19 protein-coding genes, 1 other RNA gene and 1 riboswitch are annotated in these 21740 nt (G+C 64.8%); of the genes, 12 read left to right on the top strand and 8 right to left on the bottom strand.

Annotation, left to right across the window (positions count from 1 at the left end; genetic code table 11):
- The first annotated feature begins 4 nt into the window (after positions 1-4).
- From QRM89_RS11415 to QRM89_RS11405, 3 genes are read left to right on the top strand one after another with little or no spacing between them, the layout of a single operon-like run.
- Positions 5-682, top strand: a complete 678-nt coding sequence (locus tag QRM89_RS11415; protein ID WP_011037974.1) for a YceI family protein — start codon at positions 5-7, stop codon at positions 680-682.
- Positions 679-1242 carry a cytochrome b gene (locus tag QRM89_RS11410; RefSeq protein WP_014508516.1) on the top strand — a complete coding sequence of 188 codons (564 nt, stop codon included), beginning with the start codon at positions 679-681 and terminating at the stop codon, positions 1240-1242. Before QRM89_RS11415 ends, QRM89_RS11410 begins: the two co-directional genes overlap by 4 nt.
- A 10-nt stretch (positions 1243-1252) precedes the next feature.
- Positions 1253-1822 (top strand): YceI family protein, encoded by a 570-nt coding sequence (locus QRM89_RS11405; RefSeq protein WP_011037976.1) that lies wholly within the window; start codon positions 1253-1255, stop codon positions 1820-1822.
- 74 nt (positions 1823-1896) lie between these two features.
- Here the strand turns inward: QRM89_RS11405 and QRM89_RS11400 are convergent, their stop codons facing one another.
- Positions 1897-2133: a glutaredoxin family protein gene (locus QRM89_RS11400; RefSeq protein WP_070690235.1), complete on the bottom strand. Its 237-nt coding sequence runs from the start codon at positions 2131-2133 to the stop codon at positions 1897-1899.
- 86 nt (positions 2134-2219) lie between these two features.
- Between QRM89_RS11400 and QRM89_RS11395 the strand changes: the two genes are divergently transcribed.
- Positions 2220-3602 carry an L-serine ammonia-lyase gene (locus QRM89_RS11395; RefSeq protein WP_040940899.1) on the top strand — a complete coding sequence of 461 codons (1383 nt, stop codon included), beginning with the start codon at positions 2220-2222 and terminating at the stop codon, positions 3600-3602.
- 20 nt (positions 3603-3622) lie between these two features.
- Here the strand turns inward: QRM89_RS11395 and QRM89_RS11390 are convergent.
- A non-coding RNA gene (locus QRM89_RS11390) (sX9 sRNA) lies at positions 3623-3697 on the bottom strand.
- 493 nt (positions 3698-4190) lie between these two features.
- On the opposite strand from QRM89_RS11390, the gene QRM89_RS11385 reads away from it, so the two are divergent.
- Positions 4191-5186, top strand: coding sequence for an alpha/beta hydrolase (locus QRM89_RS11385; protein ID WP_285448058.1), 996 nt, complete (start codon positions 4191-4193; stop codon positions 5184-5186).
- Positions 5187-5481: 295 nt separating this feature from the next.
- Here QRM89_RS11385 and QRM89_RS11380 read toward each other — a convergent pair whose 3' ends face one another.
- Genes QRM89_RS11380 through QRM89_RS11370 form a run of 3 tightly spaced genes read right to left on the bottom strand, consistent with a single transcriptional unit; the run spans position 5482 to position 8812 of the window.
- On the bottom strand, positions 5482-6570 hold the full coding sequence (locus QRM89_RS11380; RefSeq protein WP_042594688.1) for a homoserine dehydrogenase: 1089 nt from the start codon (positions 6568-6570) through the stop codon (positions 5482-5484).
- Positions 6567-7784 (bottom strand): O-succinylhomoserine (thiol)-lyase, encoded by a 1218-nt coding sequence (locus tag QRM89_RS11375; RefSeq protein ID WP_042594689.1) that lies wholly within the window; start codon positions 7782-7784, stop codon positions 6567-6569. Before QRM89_RS11375 ends, QRM89_RS11380 begins: the two co-directional genes overlap by 4 nt.
- Positions 7781-8812, bottom strand: a complete 1032-nt coding sequence (locus QRM89_RS11370) for a homoserine O-succinyltransferase (RefSeq protein ID WP_115556504.1) — start codon at positions 8810-8812, stop codon at positions 7781-7783. The genes QRM89_RS11375 and QRM89_RS11370 overlap by 4 nt, the downstream gene beginning before the upstream one ends.
- Before the next feature lie 71 nt (positions 8813-8883).
- Positions 8884-9004: riboswitch (SAM riboswitch) on the bottom strand.
- A 139-nt stretch (positions 9005-9143) separates the two neighbouring features.
- On the opposite strand from QRM89_RS11370, the gene QRM89_RS11365 reads away from it, so the two are divergent.
- From QRM89_RS11365 to QRM89_RS11350, 4 genes are all read left to right on the top strand, one after another.
- Positions 9144-10034: a M23 family metallopeptidase gene (locus QRM89_RS11365; protein ID WP_285448057.1), complete on the top strand. Its 891-nt coding sequence runs from the start codon at positions 9144-9146 to the stop codon at positions 10032-10034.
- Between the two features lie 115 nt (positions 10035-10149).
- Positions 10150-11754: a peptide chain release factor 3 gene (locus QRM89_RS11360; protein WP_011037984.1), complete on the top strand. Its 1605-nt coding sequence runs from the start codon at positions 10150-10152 to the stop codon at positions 11752-11754.
- A gap of 75 nt (positions 11755-11829) precedes the next feature.
- Positions 11830-12474: a hemolysin III family protein gene (locus QRM89_RS11355; protein WP_011037985.1), complete on the top strand. Its 645-nt coding sequence runs from the start codon at positions 11830-11832 to the stop codon at positions 12472-12474.
- A 42-nt stretch (positions 12475-12516) separates the two neighbouring features.
- Entirely contained in the window at positions 12517-14481 is a 1965-nt protein-coding gene (locus tag QRM89_RS11350) for an AsmA family protein (protein WP_285448056.1), read from the top strand.
- Between the two features lie 9 nt (positions 14482-14490).
- Here QRM89_RS11350 and QRM89_RS11345 read toward each other — a convergent pair whose 3' ends face one another.
- Genes QRM89_RS11345 through mtgA form a run of 3 tightly spaced genes read right to left on the bottom strand, consistent with a single transcriptional unit; the run spans position 14491 to position 16674 of the window.
- The gene (locus QRM89_RS11345; protein ID WP_070694333.1) at positions 14491-14919 is read right to left on the bottom strand and encodes a CBS domain-containing protein; all 429 of its coding nucleotides are present in this window, start codon (positions 14917-14919) and stop codon (positions 14491-14493) included.
- Positions 14879-15922 carry a glycosyltransferase family 2 protein gene (locus QRM89_RS11340; protein ID WP_285448064.1) on the bottom strand — a complete coding sequence of 348 codons (1044 nt, stop codon included), beginning with the start codon at positions 15920-15922 and terminating at the stop codon, positions 14879-14881. The genes QRM89_RS11345 and QRM89_RS11340 overlap by 41 nt, the downstream gene beginning before the upstream one ends.
- An 11-nt stretch (positions 15923-15933) precedes the next feature.
- Positions 15934-16674, bottom strand: a complete 741-nt coding sequence (gene mtgA / locus QRM89_RS11335; RefSeq protein WP_285448055.1) for a monofunctional biosynthetic peptidoglycan transglycosylase — start codon at positions 16672-16674, stop codon at positions 15934-15936.
- A 72-nt stretch (positions 16675-16746) separates the two neighbouring features.
- On the opposite strand from mtgA, the gene QRM89_RS11330 reads away from it, so the two are divergent.
- The 3 genes from QRM89_RS11330 (at position 16747) to QRM89_RS11320 (ending at position 21703) form a co-directional block, all read left to right on the top strand.
- Complete coding sequence (locus QRM89_RS11330; protein WP_285448054.1) at positions 16747-17637, top strand: Hsp33 family molecular chaperone HslO; 891 nt, start codon at positions 16747-16749, stop codon at positions 17635-17637.
- Positions 17638-17792: 155 nt separating this feature from the next.
- Positions 17793-18626, top strand: a complete 834-nt coding sequence (locus QRM89_RS11325; RefSeq protein WP_016944143.1) for a hypothetical protein — start codon at positions 17793-17795, stop codon at positions 18624-18626.
- Between the two features lie 242 nt (positions 18627-18868).
- The gene (locus QRM89_RS11320) at positions 18869-21703 is read left to right on the top strand and encodes a TonB-dependent receptor (RefSeq protein ID WP_285448053.1); all 2835 of its coding nucleotides are present in this window, start codon (positions 18869-18871) and stop codon (positions 21701-21703) included.
- The last annotated feature ends 37 nt before the right edge of the window (positions 21704-21740 follow it).

The following is a 21740-nucleotide window of genomic DNA, read 5'->3' as shown; positions in this document are numbered from 1 at the left end:
GCCCATGACGCCTCTCGCCCGCCTGCTGGCCTTCCCTGCCCTGGTCCTGACCAGCCTCGCCGCCACCGCCGCGCCGGTGCGCTACGCACTGGATCCGGTCCACACCCGGGTGCTGTTCGCGGTGGAACATGCCGGATTTTCCAAGGCTCTAGGCACCGTATCCGGCAGCAGCGGCACCCTGGTGTTCGACCCGGACGACTGGGCGGCGGCAACGCTCGAGGTCACCGTGCCGCTGCGCCGCGCGGACCTGGGCGATGCGAAATGGAACGAGGCCACCCTGGCACGCAACCTACTCGACGCCGAGCGCTTTCCTGACGCGCATTTCGTCTCCACCAAGGTCGAAGCCAGCGATGCGACCCACGCCAAGGTCACCGGCAACCTCACCCTGCACGGGGTCACCCGGCCGGTCACGCTGGACGTCACCCTCAATGCGCTCAAGCGGCATCCATTGCCGCCGTTCCGCCGCACCGCCGGCTTCTCGGCCACGGCCACGCTCAGCCGCGCCGCGTTTGGCGTGGATGCCTGGAAGTCGATGATCGGCGACACCGTCGAGCTACGCATCGAAGCCGAGGCCGTCCGCGAAGGGCGCGCCGATAGCGACGACGATGCCGGCAAGACCACCGAGCCCGCCGCGCCGGAGCAACCGGCGCCAGCGACCACCGATACGGAGAGCGGCCGATGAGCCTGAAGAATGTCGAGCGCTGGGGCGGCGTCAGCCAGACCCTGCACTGGTTGATCGCGCTGCTGATCCTGGTGCTGGGCATCGTCGGCCTGACCATGGGCGAGCTGCCCAAGACGCCCAAGTATTTCTGGGTCTACACCGCGCACAAATCCGTGGGCCTGACCGTGCTGGCCCTGGTCATCGCCCGCCTGGGCTGGCGGCTATATGCCGGCGCCCCGCCACCGGTGCCGGGCACGCCAAGCTGGCAGGAACGCATCGCCGGGTTCACCCACTGGCTGCTGTACGCGATGATCTTTGCGATGCCGCTGTCCGGGTGGCTGTACGACTCCACCAGCGGGCTGCGCCCGTTCCGCTGGTTCGGCCTGTTCAACGTGCCCAAGCTCAGCGCACCGGACGAGCAGCTGCGCGCGGTGTCGCACGCCGTGCACGAATGGGGCTTCTGGCTGTTGATTGCCGTGGTCCTGGCGCATGCCGGCGCCGCGCTTTACCACCATCTCTTCCAACGCGATGCCACGCTGACGCGCATGCTGCCGCGTGGCTGGCTCTCCCCCAAACCGTAAAGGATGTCGCATGTCTTCCAGGCTGTTTGCCTCCCCCCTGCTGGTTGCGTCCGCACTGGTCGCCACCTTCGCCGCCGCCCCGGTGCTGGCCGCCGACTATGTCCAGGCGCCCGGCTCTTCGCTGGTGTTCGCCAGTAAGTACGACGGCGAAGTGTTCACCGGCACCTTCCCGGGCTTCGACACCACGCTGAGCTTCGATCCCGCCAACCTGGCCGGCGCCAAGCTCGATGTGCGCATCCCGCTGGCCGGTGCCAAGAGCGGCAACGGCGACCGCGATTCCACCCTGCAGGGGCCGGACTTCTTCAACGTGGCCAAGTTCGCCACCGCGCGCTACCACGCCGAGAAATTCCGCGCGCTGGGCGGCAACCAGTACGCCGCCGACGGCACCCTGGAGCTGCGCGGTGTCAGCAAGCCGGTCACGCTGACCTTCACCTGGACGCCCGGCGCGCAGCCGGTGCTCGCCGGCAAGGCCACCGTCAAGCGCCTGGACTTCGGCGTGGGCGGCGGCGACTGGACCGATACCAAGACCATTCCAAACGAAACGGCAATCAGCACCAAGGTGGTGTTCAAGGCGAAGTGATGCGCCACCGGCCGCACCAGGACGCGGCCACTGAACGGCGGACTACCTCGTCGGGTCCGCCGTTTTTTTATGTCTCATGCATGGGGTGCAGCGTCCAGCCAGGCGCGCAGACGTGGCGCATCGAATGGCCAGTCCAGCTCACGCCCCGCCGGGTCGCGTAACACCGGCACACGCAGACCGTAAGCGGACTCTAGCGCCGCATCGTCGTCGATGAACACGCTGAAGAACGCGCCTGCGCGCGCCTGGGCCAGCACTTCCACGGCCTGGTCGCAGAGGTGGCAGTCGTCGCGCTGGTAAAGGGTCAGGGCCATGCGGGGGGTCTCATGCTGCGCTGCAGCCGTGCTGCAATCGCCAAGCGCTTAGAATAGCGGGCTTCTTGCTCACCTCTCCGGCACGCATGGCTGTCAGTACGTTCGACCTGTTCAAGATCGGTATCGGTCCGAGTTCCTCGCATACCGTGGGGCCGATGCGCGCCGCCGAGCGCTTCGTCCACCGCTGGTTGCTCGATACCGGCCGCTTGCAGGAGGTGACACGTCTGCGCGCCGAAGTCTTCGGCTCGCTGGCATTGACCGGGCGCGGCCATGGCACCGACAAGGCCGTGCTGCTCGGGCTGGAAGGGCATCGCCCGAACCTGATCGACCCGGATGTCATCCCCGCCACGCTTGAGCGCATCCGCAGCAGCAAGCGCATCAACCTGATGGGCCAGCACGCAATCAGCTTCGACGAAAAGCGCGACCTGCCGATGAACAAGCGGCAGAAGCTGCCGTACCACACCAACGGCATGCGCTTCACCGCCTACGATGCAACCGAAGCGGTGATCGCCACGCGCGATTACTACTCGGTGGGTGGCGGTTTCGTGGTCAACCAGGACGACGCCGCCGACGACCGCATCGTGGCCGACGAGACTCCGTTGCCCTACCCGTTCCTCAGCGGCGATGAGTTGCTGGCACAGTGCGCGCGCAGCGGCCTGAGCATTGCGCAACTGATGTTCGAGAACGAAAAGAGCTGGCGTAGCGAAGACGAGATCCGCGCCGGCCTGCGGGAGCTGTGGAATGCCATGCAGTCGTGCGTGGCACGCGGCATTCGCGAAGAAGGCACCCTGCCCGGCGGCCTGAACGTCTCGCGCCGTGCGCCCGCGCTGTACCGCGAGCTCTCCTCCAAACCCGAAGCGGCGATGCGCGACCCGTTGACCACGCTAGACTGGGTCAACCTCTACGCACTCGCGGTCAACGAAGAAAATGCCGCAGGCGGCCGCGTGGTCACTGCGCCCACCAACGGTGCAGCCGGCATCATTCCCTCGGTGCTGCATTACTTCGATCGTTTTTGCCCGGGCGCTTCGGAACAACGCATTTTCGACTTCCTGCTCACCGCAGCGGCAATCGGCATCCTGTACAAGGAAAACGCCTCGATTTCCGGCGCCGAAGTGGGCTGCCAAGGCGAAGTGGGTGTGGCCTGCTCGATGGCCGCCGGCGGTCTGGTCGCCGCGCTCGGCGGCAACCCCGGGCAGATCGAGAATGCGGCGGAAATCGGCATGGAGCACAACCTCGGTCTGACCTGCGACCCGATCGGCGGGCTGGTGCAGATCCCCTGCATCGAACGCAACGCCATGGGTGCAGTGAAAGCCATCAACGCCAGCCGCATGGCCATGCGTGGCGACGGCAAGCACAAGGTGTCACTGGACAAGGTCATCAAGACCATGCGCGACACCGGCCGTGACATGCAGGACAAATACAAGGAAACCAGCCGTGGCGGGCTGGCGGTGAATGTCATCGAATGCTGAGCCAGTGCGTGGCGTAGAGCGGCTAAAAAAACGTAGCGAGCAGTCGTCAGGTGGGTGCGGACGGCGCGGAGGAACCGGAATGTACGCGGGTACAGAGTATTCCGAGCACCGGCCGCGCCCGCCTGGCGGCCGCGCAGTCGTTTTGATAGCTGCTCTTAGTGCGTGCGTGACACAAGACCGGCCATCATTTGCTGGACGCAAGCGGTGACCGGTTGGACCACATGACATTACTGCGCGCGGACGCTGCGCTTGTTCCAAGCAGCGGCCGTACGGCACTGCGGCGCGCCATGGATACGTTGATCGCAATCGCCCGCGTGGTGCGCGTGGCACCGTGTTGCCCTCGCACGCGTCTGCGATGCTTCTTTTCCTTCTCCACGCGCCTGTTCTGACAAGCGCGCGTCAAGGCTCATGGCCAGCGCGACGCTAGCTGCCAACCACACCGTTGCTCGACAGTTCGATCCAAGCACAGGCGCGCCCCCCTCGTGCAGCGCAAGTGTTGAGTGGCGCTCAGTAGCGGCCGCCACGTGTTGTACGCGCTCACCACAGCGCGCTGTGTAGCCTTGCGGGATTGCTCACCTGGAGATCGCGATGCGACACCTTGCCTGCTCTCTCGCTTTGGCGCTGGCCTGCGGCCCGCTGATGGCCCAGGAGGCCAGTTACGGCCCTCGCCTGGAAGGCTTCGATTACCCATATCCAGTGAAAACCTACGCGTTCACGTCGCAACAGCAGGCGCTGGAGATGGCGTACCTGGATGTTGCGCCAACGGGCAAAGCCAACGGGCGCACCGCCGTGCTGCTGCACGGCAAGAATTTCTGCGCCGCCACCTGGGAGCAAACCATCGCCGCACTGAGCAAGGCCGGCTACCGCGTGATCGCGCCGGACCAGGTGGGCTTTTGCAAATCCAGCAAACCGGCCGCCTATCAGTTCTCGTTCGCACAGCTCGCCGACAACACGCATGCCCTGCTGCAGAAGCTCGGTCTCCAGCGCGCCGTGGTGGTTGGGCACTCGATGGGCGGCATGCTCGCGATCCGCTATGCACTGATGTACCCGCAAGCGACCGAGCACCTCGCGCTGGTCGACCCGATCGGGCTGGAAGACTGGAAGGCCGAAGGCATTCCGTGGCGCAGCGTGGATGTTTGGTACGACAACGAGCTGAAGATCAGCTTCGAGCGCATCAAGAAGTACCAGATGGACGTGTACTACGCTGGCCAATGGAAGCCGGAATTCGAGCGCTGGGCGCGCATGCAGGCCGGTATGTCGCTGGGCAACGGCAAACAGGCCGTGGCCTGGAATCAGGCGCTGACCTACGACATGGTGTTCAATCAGCCGGTGGTTTACGAGCTGCCCAAGCTCGCCGTGCCAACCACGCTGTTCATCGGGCTCAAGGACCGCACTGCCATCGGCAAGGACACCGCACCGCCAGAGGTGAAGGCGCGCGTCGGCGACTACACCAAGCTGGGCAAACGCGCCGCCGAGGCCATTCCGGATGCCACGCTGGTCGAATTCGCCGAACTCGGACATTCGCCACAGGTGCAGGATCCGGTGCGCTTCAATGCCGAGTTATTGAAGGCGATTTCCCGCTAGCCAGTTGCGGCGCGCAGGTTCTGGCATGCGCGCCGCCTGCCAGCTCCAGGCGCGTGCGCGATCACCACGCGCCCAACGCCGATTGGGAACACATGTTGGGGACACGTGGTTTAACGCGCAAATCCAATTCTGTCAGAAGCATTCCACGGGGGCTGCCTGCGGTCACCCACGCGCTGCCCCAGCTTGCACGCACCGCAGGAGCCGATAGCGCAGCGGCGACACCGCACGGGCCAAACCGCAGCATCCTTCGCACGCGACAGCAACAACAATGCGTCGGGTACGAAGCACCGCAACCTCAGCCAGCAACGATCCGCAGCACATCGTCCAGCAACGCCGCCGCGGTCACTTCGGCACCGGCGCCCGGCCCTTGAATCAACAGCGGCTGGTCGCGGTAGCGATCGCTGCTGATGGCGACACGGTTGTCGGTGCCCGCGCCGCCCGCCAGCGGGTGGTCCAGGGCCAATTCGCGCAAGCCCACGCTTGCGCCATGCTCGTCCACGCGGCCCACGAACCGCAAGCAGCGGCCGGCGGCGCAGGCCTGCTGCCAACGCGTCTGCACCAGCGAATCCAGTGTTTCCAGGTGCGCGTCCACCGCCTCCGGCGCCACAGACGTCAGCGCGGCAGGTACCAGCGATTCCACATGCACCTGCTCGGCTTCCAGCGGTTGCCCGGCCGCACGCGCCAGGATCAACAACTTGCGCCGCACGTCCTCACCGGAGAGATCGATACGCGGATCGGGCTCGGTGTACCCGGCCGCCATCGCTTCGCGGACGCACGCCGAGAACGGCGTACTGCCATCGTAGCGATGAAACAGCCACGCCAACGACCCCGACAACACCCCTTCGATCGAATGAATCTGGTCGCCGCCGGCCACCAGTGCACGCACGCTGCTGAGCAAGGGCAGCCCAGCACCCACGGTGGCACTGTCGCCGTAATACGCGCCGCTGGCGTGACGCGCGGCATACAGGTCCTGCGCACGCGACAGTGCTGTGCCCTGGCCCAGCTTGTTGGCGGTCACTACATGCACGCCGCGGGTCAGCCATTCCACGTGCCAATCCGCCACCACGTCGCTGGCGGTGGCATCCACCAGCACATCGCCGGCGCGCAGCGCAGTGGTTTCTGCCCACGGCTGCAGCACCGCACGGCCACGCGGCGCCGCATTGGCCAGCTGCAGTGCCTGCTCCGCGCCGGCACCACAATCGTGCGCAATCCGCGAGTTGGCCAGCCAGTCAAAGCGCGGCAGGCGCAACTGACGCTGCTGCAAGGCGGTATAGCGCGTCACGAAGGCACGCCCCACCGTGCCGGTGCCCAACAGTGCGAGCCGCGGTGTGGGCGTCACGGCAGCCACCGGCGCACGGCGCGAGACAGGCAGCACGGCGCTCACGCGTCGACCTGTTTGCGCGCGACCGCGCTCAACGCGGCTTCCGCACGTGCCAGGCCGGCACGCAGGTCGACCAGCAGATCCTCGGCAGATTCAATGCCCACCGACAGCCGCAACAAGCCATCGGAAATACCGGCCGCAGCGCGCGCTTCGGCGGTCATCGCCGCGTGCGTCATCGAAGCCGGATGCGCGATCAGGCTCTCCACGCCACCCAGCGATTCGGCCAGGGTGAAATAACGCAGCCCGTCGACGAACGCACGCACCGCCGCCTCACCGCCATTGAGCTCGAAGCTGATCATCGCGCCGAAGCCCTTCTGCTGGCGTGCCGCCAGCGCATGGCCAGGATGCGATGCCAGCCCGGGGAAATACACCTGGTTCACTGCCGCGTGTTCGTCCAGCAGCACCGCGATCGCATCGGCGTTTTCTTGGTGCACGCGCAGGCGGGCATCCAGCGTGCGCAGCCCGCGCAAGGTCAAAAACGCATCGAACGGCGAACCGGTCAGGCCCAGGGCGTTGGCCCACCACACCAACTGCTGGTGCAGCTCCGCATCGCGCGCGATCACTGCGCCGCCCACCACATCGCTGTGGCCGTTGACGTACTTGGTGGTGGAATGCAGCACCACATCGGCGCCAAATTCCAGCGGCTTTTGCAGCGCCGGCGACAGGAACGTGTTGTCCACCACGGTCAGCGCGCCCACCTTGTGCGCGGCCTCGATGACAAAGCGCAGATCAGTGATGCGCAGCAACGGGTTGGACGGGGTTTCGATCAGCACCAGCTTGGGCGACTGCGCCAGTGCATCGGCCAGCGAGCGCGGGTCGGTGAGGTCGGCGGTGATCAGGGCGAAATGGCCCTTCTTGGCCAGCGCGTTGAACAACCGCCAGCTGCCGCCGTAGGCATCGTGCGGCACCACCAGGGTGTCGCCGGGCTGCAGCAAGGCGTTGAGCACCAGGTTGATCGCGCCCATGCCGGTGGAGGTGATCACTCCGCCGGCGCCGCCTTCCAGTTCGGCCAGGGCTTCGCCGAGCAGGTCGCGAGTGGGGTTGCCGCTGCGGGTGTAGTCGTATTGGCGCTTGTTGCCGAAGCCGTCGAAGGAGAAGTTCGACGACAGCACGATCGGCGGCGTCACCGCGCCGTAGGCGGTGTCCCGGTCGATTCCGGCACGGACGGCGGCGGTGGCAGCGCTACAGGGCGCGTCGGCAGGGTCACGAAAGCTCATGCGGTTTCTCCGGTCGTGCGAAGGGCAGTGGTGAGGATCGCGTCGATGCGATCGATTTCTTTGAGGAAGGCGTCGTGGCCGTAGGGCGAGCGCAGCACGCGCAAACTGCCGCGCGGGCCCAGCCCTTCGACCAGGCTGACCAGATCGGCCAGCGGCACCAGGCGGTCGCCTTCCACCGCGACCACCACCGTGGGCACGGCGACCGCGGCCGGGTCGATGCGGTGCAGGTCGATGGACTCGGACAGGCGTAGATAGGCGTTCACCGGCGTGCGCGCCACGTATTGGGCGCCGGCCGCATCCAGATAGTCTTCGGCGGCCACGCGCACGCGGCCATTGATCACTTCCGGCGGCGCATCGAAGCGCTCGCTGAATTCTTCCGGGGTGCGGTAGCTCAGCATCGCGAACTGGCGTGCCAGGGCGAGCCCGTGGTGCTCGGCGCATTGCAACTGGCCAAGCGCCACCGCGCGCCGCTGCAGGGCACGCCATGCGGCGGCATACGGATGAGCCCGATGGGCACCACTCACCGCAACCAGCGTGTGCAGCCGCGCGGCATGCCGGCTGGCGAATTGCAGGCCGACCAGGGCGCCGTAGGAATAACCGACAAAGCCGTGCAGGCGCGCGATGCCCAGCACATCCAGCAGTGCGGCGATTGCATCGGCCTGGTCGGCGGTGTCGATCGGCGCATCCAGGCTGCCGTCTGCACCAAGAAAATCGAAGGCCAATAGTCGGCGCGACGCCGGGTCCAGCGCGCGGCCGGCACCGACCAGCCCCTCTACCCAACCTTTCTCGGGGAACACCGCGCTGGCAGCGAGATGGCGATGGGCTGAAATTCCGCCCGCCACGAACACCACCGGCGCCTGCTCCGCGCCAACCAGTTCGTAGCGCAGGCGCAGCTCGCGTTGGCCGGCGTGGCGCATCGGTAGATTGATGACGAGCTCGCCGCGCACGGCAGGCGGGGCGTCGCTATCAGCGGCGGGCGTATAGGTGTCGGCGGTGGTGAGTGGCGATGCTGTGGTCACGAGGCTCATGGCGATATCCGGGGTGGATCGGCCATCGAGCTTCGCGGGAGCTCGCGTTCGACGTGCGGAGGGCACGATTCGAACCATCTTTCGGCGGACGCGGAGGTCCCCGCAGGATTTGGCACCAAACGCGGGCGCTTGCGCGCTCCGCTGGCTGCCCCGGCATCAAAGGGCCTGTCCCTCCGCCGGTCTCGATGGTGAGGCTACGATGCCACCGCCTTTTTGCGATGTCAATCTCTTCATGCGGATGGAAAGATATATTTTCATCCGATACCACCTGGCCGTGATGGACCGCATACTTGCGCCCCTCTCGCCCGACCTCAACTGCAGCCGCTCGCCCATGCTTCGTGCCGCCGTTTCCGCCGTCATCCTGCTGTTGTGCATCCCCGCGGCACCGGTCGCCGCGCAACAGCGCTGGCATTGGCCTGGCGCAGCGGCAGTGGGCGCAACGCCACCTGCAAGTGCGTCGCAACGCGCCGAAACCGCCGCCGCGCCGGGCCTGGCCCTGCAGCTCGAATGGCAGGCGCCGGTATATCTGGCCTGGGCCGTCAATCCACTGGACGGCCCGGCCGAAGTGCGCCTGAGCGCACCGCCCAGCGCCGACTATCGCGCCGTGCCACAGCTTCCGTTGGTGCAGTCGCTGGGCGCGCGCGAACGGCGCCTGCTGGCCCGCGTGTACCCGGTCAGCCAGCGCAGGACGCTGGACGGGCTCGGCCTGCGGCTGGAGGTGGTGCCCGGCGACCCGCAGGCGCAACTGCAGGAAGCGCGCTACCAGTTGCCGTTCCGCGACGTGCCGATCCAGGTGGACCAGGGCTATGGCGGTCAGTACAGCCATAGTGACGATCCCAACTGGTATGCCATCGACTTCGCCCTGCCCGCCGGTACCCCGGTGCTGGCCGCCCGCGACGGCGTGGTCATGGAGATCCAGCAAGGCGCCGACGAAGCCGGCCCGCATGGGCCGGACGCCGGCGGCGGCAACCTGGTGCGCCTGCTGCATGCCGACGGCAGCATGGCGATCTACGCCCATCTGGCTCCGGCGGGCGTGCTGGTGCGCCCCGGTCAGCGCGTGCGCGGCGGCGAGCGGCTCGGCAGCGCCGGCAGCACCGGCTTCAGCACCGCGCCGCACCTGCATTTCGCGGTGCAACGCAATGTCGGCCTGCGGCTGATCTCGCTGCCATTCCGGATGAGCGGCCCACAAGGCGAGCTGCACTTCCCCTCGCCCGCGCCCTGACGCGTGCGGCCAGCGCCAGCCGGGCTCCCTGGCCTGCCGCAGGCCGACGCACCGAAGCCGCTATAATCACCGGCTTCCTCAGTTTCCGCAGGCGTCCGACCGGGCGCGCTCCCTCATGTCCGAAGTCTCCAACGAAGCCGCGCGCCGCCGCACCTTCGCCATCATTTCCCATCCCGACGCCGGCAAGACCACGCTGACCGAAAAGCTGCTGCTGTTCGGCGGCGCGATCCAGATGGCCGGCTCGGTGAAGGGACGCAAGGCCGCCCGCCACGCCACCTCGGACTGGATGGCGCTGGAAAAAGAGCGCGGCATCTCGGTGACCTCCTCGGTGATGCAGTTCCCGTACGAGGACAAGATCGTCAACCTGCTCGACACCCCCGGCCACGCCGACTTCGGCGAGGACACCTATCGCGTGCTGACCGCGGTGGACTCGGCGCTGATGGTGATCGACGTGGCCAAAGGCGTGGAAGAACGCACCATCAAGTTGATGGAAGTCTGCCGCCTGCGCGACACCCCCATCATGACTTTCATCAACAAGCTCGATCGCGAAGGCAAGAACCCGATCGACCTGCTGGATGAAGTGGAAACCGTGCTGGGCATCCAGTGTGCCCCGGTCACCTGGCCGATCGGCATGGGCCAGCGCCTGAAGGGCGTGGTGCATCTGATCACCGGCGAAGTGCACCTGTACGAGCAGGGCCGCAACTTCACCCGTCAGGACTCCACCATCTTTCCCTCGCTCGATGCGCCGGGCCTTGCCGAAAAGATCGGCACCCAGATGCTGGACGAACTGCGTGAGGAACTGGAACTGGTGCAAGGCGCCAGCAATCCGTTCGACCTGGATGCCTACCGCGCCGGGCAGCAGACGCCGGTGTTCTTCGGCTCGGGCGTCAATAACTTCGGCGTGCAGCCATTGCTGGATTTCTTCGTCGAGCACGCACCGCCGCCGCAGGCACGCGATACCACCGGCCGCCGGGTCGAAGCGGTCGAGCCCAAGTTGAGCGGCTTCGTGTTCAAGATCCAGGCCAACATGGACCCGCAGCACCGCGACCGCGTGGCGTTCATGCGCGTGTGCTCGGGCAAGTTCACCGCCGGCATGAAGGCATTGCACGTGCGCAGCGGCAAGGACGTGAAGCTGGCCAACGCGCTGACCTTCATGGCCTCCGATCGCGAGATCGCCGCCGAAGCGTGGCCGGGCGATGTGATCGGCATCCACAACCACGGCACCATCTCCATCGGCGATACCTTCACCGAAGGCGAGTCGCTGTCGTTCACCGGCATTCCCAACTTCGCGCCGGAATTGTTCCGCCGCGCACGCCTGCGCGACCCGCTCAAGCTCAAGCAGTTGCAGAAGGGCCTGGCACAATTGTCCGAAGAAGGCGCCACGCAGTTCTTCCGCCCGCTGATGAGCAACGACCTGATCCTCGGCGCGGTGGGTGTACTGCAGTTCGACGTAGTGGCCTACCGGCTCAAGGACGAGTACGGCGTGGATGCGATCTTCGAACCGGTGAGCGTCACCACCGCACGCTGGGTGCACTGCGACAACCCCAAGAAGCTGGAAGAGTTCCGCGAGAAGAACGCCGGCAATCTGGGCATCGATGCGGCCGGGCAACTGGTGTATCTCGCACCCACCCGGGTCAACCTGCAGCTGGCCCAGGAACGCGCGCCGGACGTGCGCTTTTCCGCAACGCGCGAACACGCCTACGCCACGGCGGTCGATTGACCGCCACTTGAATCGCCACAAGCCAGCGCCACCGCTGGCGATGCGATTTGCGCGCGGTTACGGTACCTTTTGGGCATGAATGCAGATGCCCCCCCCTCCACCGACCTGCGCGATGAAATCGCCAGTGCGGTGACCCACGGCCTGGGCGCGATTGCCGCACTGGCCGGTGGCTCGGTCCTGATCACCCTGGCCGCGATCTACGGCGATGGCTGGCAGCTGGCCACCACCATCGTGTTCAGTGCCACGCTGATCCTGCTGTATGTCGCATCCACGCTGTTCCATGCCATCCCGCACGTGGGTGCCAAGGCCCGCCTGCAGGTGCTCGATCACTGCGCGATCTATCTGCTCATTGCAGGCACCTATACGCCGTTTATGCTGATCAACCTGCGTGGGCCGTGGGGCTGGAGCCTGTTCGCCGCGATCTGGACCATCGCCGCAGCGGGCGTGATCTTCAAGCTGTTTTTCACCGGCCGCTTCCGGCTGTTGTCGACCATCCTGTACCTGGCAATGGGCTGGCTGATCATCGTGGCGATCAAGCCGCTGCTGGCGGCGGTCGACACCTGGTCTCTCTGCTGGCTGCTCGCCGGCGGGCTCTTCTATACGTTGGGCACCTACTTCTACCAACGCGACACGCAGCGCTATTTCCACGCCATCTGGCATCTGTTCGTGCTCGCCGGCAGCGCTTGCCACTTTGTGGCGGTGACCGCGCAAATCGTGTGACCGATGGCGCGTTCGCGCGCCGTGCACGAGGCTTCGCCAACCATGGGTCGGGTGACTACCCCGACCGCTTCCATCGCCGCCCGCCCCTCCCGTCCACTACGCCGACGCCGCTGGTTGATCGGCACCGGCATCGTGCTGGCGCTGATCGTGATCCTGGTGCTGGTGTTCGACTGGAACTGGTTGCGTGGCCCGGTGGAGCGCGCAGTCAGTGCCAAGACCGGGCGCGAATTCCACCTGGGCCATCTGGATGTGGATCTGGGCCGAATCGTCACCGTGCGCGGTGAGCAGCTGAGCTTAGGCAATGCCGCATGGTCCAAACGCGGCCCCATGGCGCAGATGCGCTCAGCCGAAATCGATGTCGAATTCTGGCCATTGCTGCGCGGCAAGGTGCGCCTGCCGGAGATCCGGCTGGAGCATGCCAAGGTGGTGCTAGAAGCCGGCGACGACACCCACCCCGGCAACTGGGTGTTCGAGACGAGCGGCGGCGATGGCACCCTGCCGCGACTGGGCCGTTTGCTGGTGCAGGACGGACGGCTGCAGTACATCGATGCGGCCAATAAGTCTGACGTGGACGTCGCCATCAATAGCCTGGCACCACCGCGCAGCGATCAGCGCGCCGCACCGATCGGCATCGACGGCAAGGGCCGCTGGAAGGGCTATCCCTTCACGCTCAAGGGCAATACCGCCTCACCGCTGGAGCTGAGCCAGACCGAGCACCCATTCCGGATCGACCTGCGCGGCAGTGCCGGGGCCACCCGTACCCACGTGCGCGGCACGCTGACCAATCCGTTTCAATTCCAGGTGTTCGACTTGCAGATGGCATTGAGCGGCCAGGACATGGAGGACCTGTATCCGCTAACCGGCGTGGCGATTCCCTCCACCCCGCCGTACACGCTGGATGGCCGCCTGCGCCGCAACGGCGATATCTGGCGCTACGAAAATTTCACCGGCAAGGCCGGCGATAGCGATCTCTCAGGCACCGCCGAAGTGGACCTGCGCAACAAGCGCCCCTTCCTGCGCGCCGATCTGGCCTCCAAACGCCTGGATTTCGACGACCTCGCCGGGTTTGTCGGTGCACCGCCCAAGACCGGCGCCAACGAATCGGCTAACGCCGAGCAAAAGAAGCAGGCAGCGCAATTGGCCGCCGACACCCGCGTACTGCCCGACACGCCCTATGACCTGTCCAAATTGCGGGCGATGGATGCGCAGGTGCGCTGGCGCGCGCAGCGCATCAATGCACCCTCGTGGCCGCTGGACGACATGGATGCATCGCTGCGCTTGAAGGATGGATTGCTGCAGCTGGATCCACTCAATTTCGGCGTGGCGGGCGGCGATATCCGCTCCACCATCCGCATGGACGCCCGCAGCGCGGTGATTTCCACCCAACTGCAGGCCGCGATTCGCGGTATCCGCCTGGACAAGCTGTTTCCCGATGCCACCCTGGCCAAGCAGGCGTCTGGCGCGATCGGTGGCGATCTGGATCTGAAAGGACGCGGCAATTCGATCGCCGCCATGCTCGGTACCGCCGACGGCTCGATCGGTGTGGGCATGGGCCGCGGTCACGTGGGCAACCTGATCATGGAACTGGCCGGCCTGGATATTGCCGAATCGCTGAAATACCTGGTCACCCGCGACCGGCAGATTCCGGTGCGCTGCATCTTCGGCGACTTCGGTGTGCGCGATGGCGTGATGCAATCGCGCGCATTGGCCTTCGACAGCACCGACACCATCATCATCGGCGAAGGCAGTATCAGCTTGAAGGACGAGCAGCTGGATCTGCTGCTGCGCCCGCGCCCGAAGGATCGCAGCATCCTCAGCCTGCGCTCGCCGCTGCGGATCGGCGGGACCTTCAAGGACCCGTCGTTCCGCCCGGATTTCAAGGCGCTGGGCGTGCGTGGCGCCATCGCGGTTGCACTGGGCAGCATCGCCCCGCCCGCTGCCCTGCTGGCGACCTTCGAACCCGGGCCCGGCAAGGACAGCGACTGCGGCGGCAAGTACGCGCAGTAACGCCTCGCCTCAGCTGGCGATGTAGCGCTGCAACTGATCGATATCCTGTTGCTGCGCTTCGATCACCGCCTTGACCAGATCGCCGATGGAAATCACGCCCTGCACCCGGCCGTTATCCACCACCGGTAGATGCCGGAAACGCCCATCGGTCATCAGCTGCATGCAGTGCTCGACCGAGTCTGCGGGCGACACCGTTACCACCGCGTGGCTCATGATCTCGGCCACGCTGGTGCTGGACGAGGAACGGTCCCGCAACACCACCTTGCGCGCGTAATCCCGCTCGGACACGATGCCGACCAGGCGCTCGCCCTCCATTACCAACACCGCACCGATGCTCTTGTCGGCCATCAGACGGATGGCCTCGATCACCGCGGCGTCGGCCGCGACGGAAAACACCTCAACCTGCTTCATCCCCAACAGCTGCCGTACCGTTTGCATGGCCTGCTCCGCGATTGGACTGGTCGCCCGAGAATACTCCCGCCGCGCCGCGATACGTGTCGATCAGATACAGCGGCCGTTGCTTGGCCTCGTCGTACAGGCGCCCCAGGTACTCGCCGATCATGCCCAGCGCAATCAGCTGGATGCCGCCCAGGAACAGGATGATCGACATCATGGTCGGCCAGCCGGGCACCGGGTCGCCCATCAGCGCTGCCTTGACGATCACCCAGCCACCAAACACGAACGCCACCAGCGCTGTCAGCATGCCCAGGTAGGTGGCCGCGCGCAGTGGCACGGTGGAGAAGCTGGTGATGCCGTCCAGCGCGAAATTCCACAGCCGCCACACGGTGAACTTGCTGCGCCCCGACAGGCGCGGCGCGCGCCGGTACGGGAGCGCCACCTGGCGAAATCCCACCCAGCCAAACAGCCCTTTCATGAAACGATGGCGTTCGCGCAATTGCTGCAGCGCCTGCACCACTCGAGGCGAGAGCAGCCGGAAATCACCGGTGTCGGCAGGAATCGGCGTTCGCGACAATTGCCGGATCACCCGGTAAAACGCATGCGCGGCCGCACGCTTCAACCAGCTCTCGCCCTCGCGAAACACGCGCGTGCCGAAGATGTTGTCGTACCCGGCGCGCCACAACGCGACGAACTCGGGAATGAGTTCCGGCGGATCCTGGCCATCGGCGTCCAGCAGCACCACTGCGCCCGGCTGCACATGGTCCAGCCCGGCCGAGATCGCCACTTCCTTGCCGAAATTACGCGACAACCGCACTGCACTGACCTGCGCATCGGCCTCGGTGAGCGCCTGCAGCACCTGCCAGGTGTCGTCGGTGCTGCCATCGTCGACATACAGCACATGCGTCTGCACGCCGCTTATGTCAGCGAGGACACCCTGCAGGCGTGGATGCAGTAACGGGATGCTGGTCGCTTCGTTGAAGGCGGCAATCACCACGGTCAGGCGTTCCGCGGTGAGCGGAGCGTTCTGATCGGTCGGCAGCATCGCGGGCGCGCTCATGGCGCCTGCAGATAGCCGGGGCCACCCAACTGGCGGGCCTGGCGCTGGATCCACGCAGTGCGGCGCTGCACATAGGCGCCGGGGCGGCGCGCGTCATAGCGGCGCGGCGATGGCAGTACCGCGGCAAGACGCGCCGATTCGGTCGGCGTCAGCCGCGACGCATCCTTGCCCCAGAATTGCCGCGCCGCCGCTTGCGCGCCGTAAATTCCGTCGCCGAATTCGGCCACATTCACATACATCTCCAGGATGCGTTGCTTTGGCCAGAACAGCTCGATCAGCAGCGTGTACCAGGCCTCCAGCCCCTTGCGCACCCAACTGCGGCCTTGCCACAGGAACACGTTCTTGGCGACCTGCTGACTGATGGTGCTGGCGCCGCGCACGCGGCCACCGCGCGCGTTGTAGTCGCGTGCCTTCTCGATCGCCTGCAGATCGAACCCATGGTGAGATGGAAACTGCTGGTCTTCGGCGGCCACCACCGAAATCGGCAGGCTGGGCGCGATCTCGTCGAGGTCGCGCCACTGATGGTCCAGCGAGAACCCCACCTCACCCTCGCCCCAGGCCTCCAGGTAGCGGCCCACCATCACCGTGCTGATGGGCGGGTCGATGATGCGCAGCGCCAACACCTGCAGCACGCTCGCTGCGGCGAACAGCAACGGTGCCGCCAGCACCCAGCGCAGCCAGCGCCGCGCCCGACGCGGTGGCCTGGCCTGCTTGTCATCCAATCCGTCCGTCCCCATTGTTCGCTACGACCTTCATCCCGATGCCTGCCGCATTATCCGGCACTGGCGTCCCTTACGTCCGACGCTCCCATGACCGATCACGATCAGCTTTCCCGTTTCCTGTTGCCTGCCGCCGGCGTGCGTGGCGTGCATGTGCGTCTGACCCAGGCCTGGCGCGACATCCAGGGCGCTGCCCACTACCCGCCATTTGCACGCCAGTTGCTTGGCGAAGCCGCAGTCGCGTCCGCGCTGTTCACCGGCCACACCAAGGTGGACGGCCGGCTGTCGGTGCAGCTGCGCGGCAATGAGCGCCTGCGCACGCTGTTTGCCGAATGCACCGCCGCCGGCACCTTGCGCGGCATCGTCCAGATCGCCGACGGTGCCGATGCGCCCACCGATCTGCGCGAGCTCGGCGACGACGCCCTGCTGGCCATCACCATCGAGAACCCCGGCTTGGACCCGCGCGAACCGCAGCGCTACCAGAGCCTGGTGGGCATGCAGGCGCCGGATCTGGCCGAAGCGTTCGAAACCTATTTTCTGCAGTCCGAGCAGCTGCCCACCCGCCTGCTGCTGGCCGCCGGGCCAGACCAGGCTGCCGGCCTGCTGCTGCAAAAGCTGCCCGGCGACGAAGGCGACACCGACGGCTGGACCCGCGTCGGCGCTCTGTTCGACACTCTGGGCGCCCCGGAACTGCTTTCGGTCGCCGGCGAAGACCTGCTGCATCGTCTATTCCATGAAGAAGCGCCCGAATTGGTGGGCAACAAGGCGCTAAGCTTCGGCTGTTCCTGCTCACGCGAGCGCGTCGCCGCCATGCTGCAGTCGCTGGGCGAAGACGAAGCGCGCACGGCAGCGGAGCCGACTGGGGAAGTCGAAGTGCGGTGCGAGTTTTGCGGACGTGAGTATCACTTTCCGTTGACCGAGCTGGACGTACTTTTCAGCGAGGCGCAGCCATCGCAGGATGCGCCGGAACGGTTGCAGTAGAGAGCATCTGGCAAGCGACGTTCTGGGGAGAGCGAGGACTTGTTAAATATTCATAAACACCCTAGCATCCTCACTGCCCGCTATCGGGAACTTAACACCTGCCTCTGGGTCTGAACTCTGGTATGCGACATCTTCTGCGCCTTCCGCTCGCTCTCTTGGTTGCCCTCGCGGCAGCCAGCGGCGTGCACGCGCAGTCGGCAGCCCAGATCCGTGAAAGCACCATCTTGCCGGTATGGAACAAAGGCAGCGGCAAGGTCGAAGCCTTCCTCTACCTGGAACCGACCGGCGAGCAGAAGGCCGGCGCGCGCTGGCATTTCGGGCGTAATTCGCTCGATGCCGCGTTCGGCCTGACCTCCGGCGATTCGCTCGGCCTGCTGTGCAACAGCAGCCGCGGCACCAATATCAGCGGCCTTGCCAGCCATTGCCTGCTCGCAGGTATCGGCGATGACGAAGAAGACAGCGCGGCCGCCTCGCGCCGCGTGTCCGCCACGCTGGGCTTCAACCGCAATGGCGCACGCGCGGGCGTAACCGCGGGGACCGGCCGCGACACCCTGCCCTCCTGGCTGATCGGTGCCGGCAAGGCCCCACTGACCCGTGTGGAGCAGAACGATCTCACCGTCTTCGGCCAGAAGAACATCGGCCGCGAAGGCTTCGTGTCCATCGGTGGCACCTACGCCCGAGCCCGCTTGGTGCCACTGGCCGACGTCTCGCCGGCCATTGCCGACCAATGGGACAGCAAGACCCTCAGCGTCGGCGGCGGCTACGGCGCCTTCAGCGCCAATGTCATCGGGCGCGTGGTCGACGTCCCCGGCCAGCCGGAAAAGTGGGAAGGCCTGGGCCTTGGCCTGACCTGGCGCACCCCCTGGAGCGGCCAGCTCACGGTCGGCGCGGAGAACGTCATTTCCCGCGGCAAGAACCCGTTTGCCCCAAACAACGAGAGCAACAGCGACGGGACCATCCCGTACGTCAGGTACGAGCAAGACCTGTAAGCCTCTGATTAGAAAAAAGAATTTAGCAACGCCACCGGCCACCAGCCGGTGGCGTTTTGCGTTGTGGCCGACCGTTCGTCGCCCGATTTCACGTCTTTCTTCTTTTTCATTAACGGGACTTTAATTCCTGACGCAACGCATATACCATCGGTTCACCCTGACGTTTTGGATCCGCTTCTTCGGATCCCCCGCCGGGCCAACAAACCCTTGGCAGTACCCAAGATCACTTGGAGAGAGAGCTAATGAATTGCAAGTCCAACAAGCTGCGCGATGCAGTTGTCCTCGCGCTTGTCGTGGGCGCCAGCGGTACTGGTACCGCCATCGCTCAGGAAGCCGGTACCACCAACCTCGACAAGATCGAAGTCACCGGCTCGCGCATCAAGCGCGCCGACGTTGAAACGTCGCAGCCGGTCTTCAGCATGAGCCGTCAGCAGATCGAATCGCAGGGTTTGACCTCGATCGGCGACGTGATCCAGAACATTGCCACCAATGGTTCAGCCCTCAACACCAATGTCAACAATGGTGGCAATGGCGAAACTCGCGTCAACCTGCGCAACCTTGGTTCCAACCGCACCCTGGTGCTGGTCAATGGCCGCCGTTGGGTCGGTGGCACCGGTCTGGGTGGCGCGGTCGACCTCAATACGATTCCGACTGCTGCTGTCGAGCGCATCGAGGTCTTGAAGGACGGCGCGTCCACGATTTACGGCTCCGACGCCATCGCCGGTGTGGTCAATATCATCCTGCGCCAGAATTTCGACGGGGCAGAGGCGAATGCCTATTACGGCCAGTACGACAAGGGCGACGGCAGCCGCGAGTCATACGACTTCACCATTGGTTCGGCCGGCGATCGTTGGCACGCCACCTTGGGCGTGGGCTATGTGAAGGAGGAGCAGGTTTGGGCAGGTGATCGCGAGATTTCCGCTGTTCCTGTATTCGGCGCTGTGCCTGGCACGGGCAATAGCTCGACCACTCCTAGCGGCCGCTTTGCGGTGTTCGGGCCCACAAGTGCAACAACCAATGGAGCAACGCGCCTTAATGGCACGCCGGGCTACTTTGTAACCGGCAATGGTGGCACCACCACTCGGCCGTACACGGCAGCAGATAGCTACAACTTTGCTCCGACCAATTACTTGGTCACGCCACAGGAACGCAAGTCTGTTTTTGCTGACGCAGGGCTGAGCATTACAGAGAACGTGCGGTTCAAGACCACCGTCACGTACAACGAACGCGAGTCGTCTCAGGTTCTGGCAGCGATGCCCATTGTGCTCGGTCGCGCTGCCCCGGGTACGAATGGTGCCAACGTCGTTATTGACGCAGACAACATCTATAACAACTTTGGTCGTGATATCGACTACATCCAGTATCGCGCAAATGAGACCGGCGGTCGCATCTACACCCAGAACGTCAAGACGTATGGTTTCAACGGTGCTTTCGAAGGTGATTTCGAAGTTGGCAGCCGCTTCTTTAACTGGGAAGCTGGCATGTTCTATGGCAAGAATGACCAGACCGATATCACTACGGGCTTTTTCAACATCTCGGCCCTGCGGAGTGCACTGGGACCGTCGTTTGTTGATGCCACTGGTGTAGCCCGTTGCGGAACGGCTGCCTCCACGATCGATGGCTGCGTCCCGCTGAATCTGCTGGGTGGTGCCGGCTCGATGACGCCTGAAATGATCGATTACGCAGGCTTCAAGGCGCACGACGTTTATGGCTATGAGCAAAAGAGCTACTACGGCAGCATCGGCGGAGAACTTTTCGACATGCAGGGAGGTGCGTTTGCCTTCTCGCTAGGTGTCGAACATCGCGAAGAGTCCGGTTTCGATGATCCGGATGCACTTATCAACTCTGGCGACACGACCGGTAATGCCCGCACTGCGACCAGTGGCGGCTACGATCTCGACGAAGCTTACCTGGAGCTGGCAGTGCCCCTGCTGGCGGATTTGCCAGGAGCACAGCTGCTTGACTTCAGCTTGGCAACGCGCTACTCCAAGTACAGCAACTTCGGAAACACGACCAATAGCAAGTTTGGCTTCCGCTGGAAGCCCATTACGGATTTGATGATCCGTGGCAACTGGTCCGAGGGATTTCGTGCACCCTCTATCAGCGAACTGTTCTCCGGCGTGAGCGACACGTTCGAAGACGTTCGCGACCCATGCGCCGGCTCCTACACTGACGGTAGCGTCAACGGGGCAATTCCTGGCTCTTGTGCTGGGGTCACTCCTTATGCCCAGGCCAATTCGCAGATCCGCACAACTGTCGGCGGAAGTGAAGAACTCGGACCAGAGACCTCCACCTCCAAGACGCTTGGCTTTGTGTATAGCCCGAGCTTCGCCTCGGGTCTGGACATAGCAGTCGATTGGTGGACGGTCAAGATCGAAAATGCCATCGATACCCAGACCGCGCAAGAGCTGCTGGATAGCTGCTATGTGGCTGGCATCCAGTCAACTTGCGCACTGATCACTCGCGAGAGTACCGGTGAAATCTCTAATATGCTTGCGGTTCCCCGCAATATCGCGAGTATCGAAGCAGAAGGCTTTGACTTTACGTTTGGCTATCGACTGCCTGAAACCGCATGGGGCAGCTTCAGCTTCGTCTGGGACTCGACCTACCTGACGAAGTTCACTGTTGAGAAGCCTCTGCAGGCTCCTGAAGAGCGTGTTGGCTTGTATCGTGGTGGTTCGGCGCGTGACAACAACTGGCGCCTGCGTTCAAACATGATGGCAAACTGGGAATTGGGCGATGTCGGCAGCTCTGTAGCCATGCGTTATTACAGCTCGCAAGTCGAAAACTGCACGGGCGCCAACCTTGCAAATCCGGCCAACATCGGCCTGCTTTGCTCTGATGCAGATCGCGTCACGAGTGCGGGAGCTGCACCGCGCAATCATGTCCCAAGCGTCACCTACACCGACATTAGTGCGTATTGGAAAGCGCCTTGGAATGCTCGCGTTACCGTCGGCGTGAACAATGCTTTTGACCGTGATCCGCCGCAGTCAGCTACCGCCTTCGCAAACAGCTTTGACTCGCAGTACGAAATTCCGGGTCGTTTCTACTACATGCGCTACACCCAGAAGTTCTGATAGCTCTCCGCGTTTGTAATGCGTAATAAAAAAACCG

Origin of the sequence: Xanthomonas sp. LMC-A-07, from assembly GCF_030208825.1 — a bacterium.
GTDB classification, from domain to species: domain Bacteria; phylum Pseudomonadota; class Gammaproteobacteria; order Xanthomonadales; family Xanthomonadaceae; genus Xanthomonas; species Xanthomonas campestris.
Note: the sequence above shows the minus strand (reverse complement) of the source record. Positions and strands in the feature narration are given on the sequence as shown.

Coding starts and splice junctions, on each gene's coding strand:
- QRM89_RS11415 (WP_011037974.1), top strand. CDS start 5: ATGACGCCTCTCGCCCGCCTGCTGGCCTTCCCTGCCCTGGTCCTGACC.
- QRM89_RS11410 (WP_014508516.1), top strand. CDS start 679: ATGAGCCTGAAGAATGTCGAGCGCTGGGGCGGCGTCAGCCAGACCCTG.
- QRM89_RS11405 (WP_011037976.1), top strand. CDS start 1,253: ATGTCTTCCAGGCTGTTTGCCTCCCCCCTGCTGGTTGCGTCCGCACTG.
- QRM89_RS11400 (WP_070690235.1), bottom strand. CDS start 2,133: ATGGCCCTGACCCTTTACCAGCGCGACGACTGCCACCTCTGCGACCAG.
- QRM89_RS11395 (WP_040940899.1), top strand. CDS start 2,220: ATGGCTGTCAGTACGTTCGACCTGTTCAAGATCGGTATCGGTCCGAGT.
- QRM89_RS11385 (WP_285448058.1), top strand. CDS start 4,191: ATGCGACACCTTGCCTGCTCTCTCGCTTTGGCGCTGGCCTGCGGCCCG.
- QRM89_RS11375 (WP_042594689.1), bottom strand. CDS start 7,784: ATGAGCTTTCGTGACCCTGCCGACGCGCCCTGTAGCGCTGCCACCGCC.
- QRM89_RS11370 (WP_115556504.1), bottom strand. CDS start 8,812: ATGAGCCTCGTGACCACAGCATCGCCACTCACCACCGCCGACACCTAT.
- QRM89_RS11365 (WP_285448057.1), top strand. CDS start 9,144: ATGCTTCGTGCCGCCGTTTCCGCCGTCATCCTGCTGTTGTGCATCCCC.
- QRM89_RS11360 (WP_011037984.1), top strand. CDS start 10,150: ATGTCCGAAGTCTCCAACGAAGCCGCGCGCCGCCGCACCTTCGCCATC.
- QRM89_RS11355 (WP_011037985.1), top strand. CDS start 11,830: ATGAATGCAGATGCCCCCCCCTCCACCGACCTGCGCGATGAAATCGCC.
- QRM89_RS11350 (WP_285448056.1), top strand. CDS start 12,517: ATGGGTCGGGTGACTACCCCGACCGCTTCCATCGCCGCCCGCCCCTCC.
- QRM89_RS11345 (WP_070694333.1), bottom strand. CDS start 14,919: ATGCAAACGGTACGGCAGCTGTTGGGGATGAAGCAGGTTGAGGTGTTT.
- QRM89_RS11340 (WP_285448064.1), bottom strand. CDS start 15,922: ATGCTGCCGACCGATCAGAACGCTCCGCTCACCGCGGAACGCCTGACC.
- mtgA (WP_285448055.1), bottom strand. CDS start 16,674: ATGGGGACGGACGGATTGGATGACAAGCAGGCCAGGCCACCGCGTCGG.
- QRM89_RS11330 (WP_285448054.1), top strand. CDS start 16,747: ATGACCGATCACGATCAGCTTTCCCGTTTCCTGTTGCCTGCCGCCGGC.
- QRM89_RS11320 (WP_285448053.1), top strand. CDS start 18,869: ATGAATTGCAAGTCCAACAAGCTGCGCGATGCAGTTGTCCTCGCGCTT.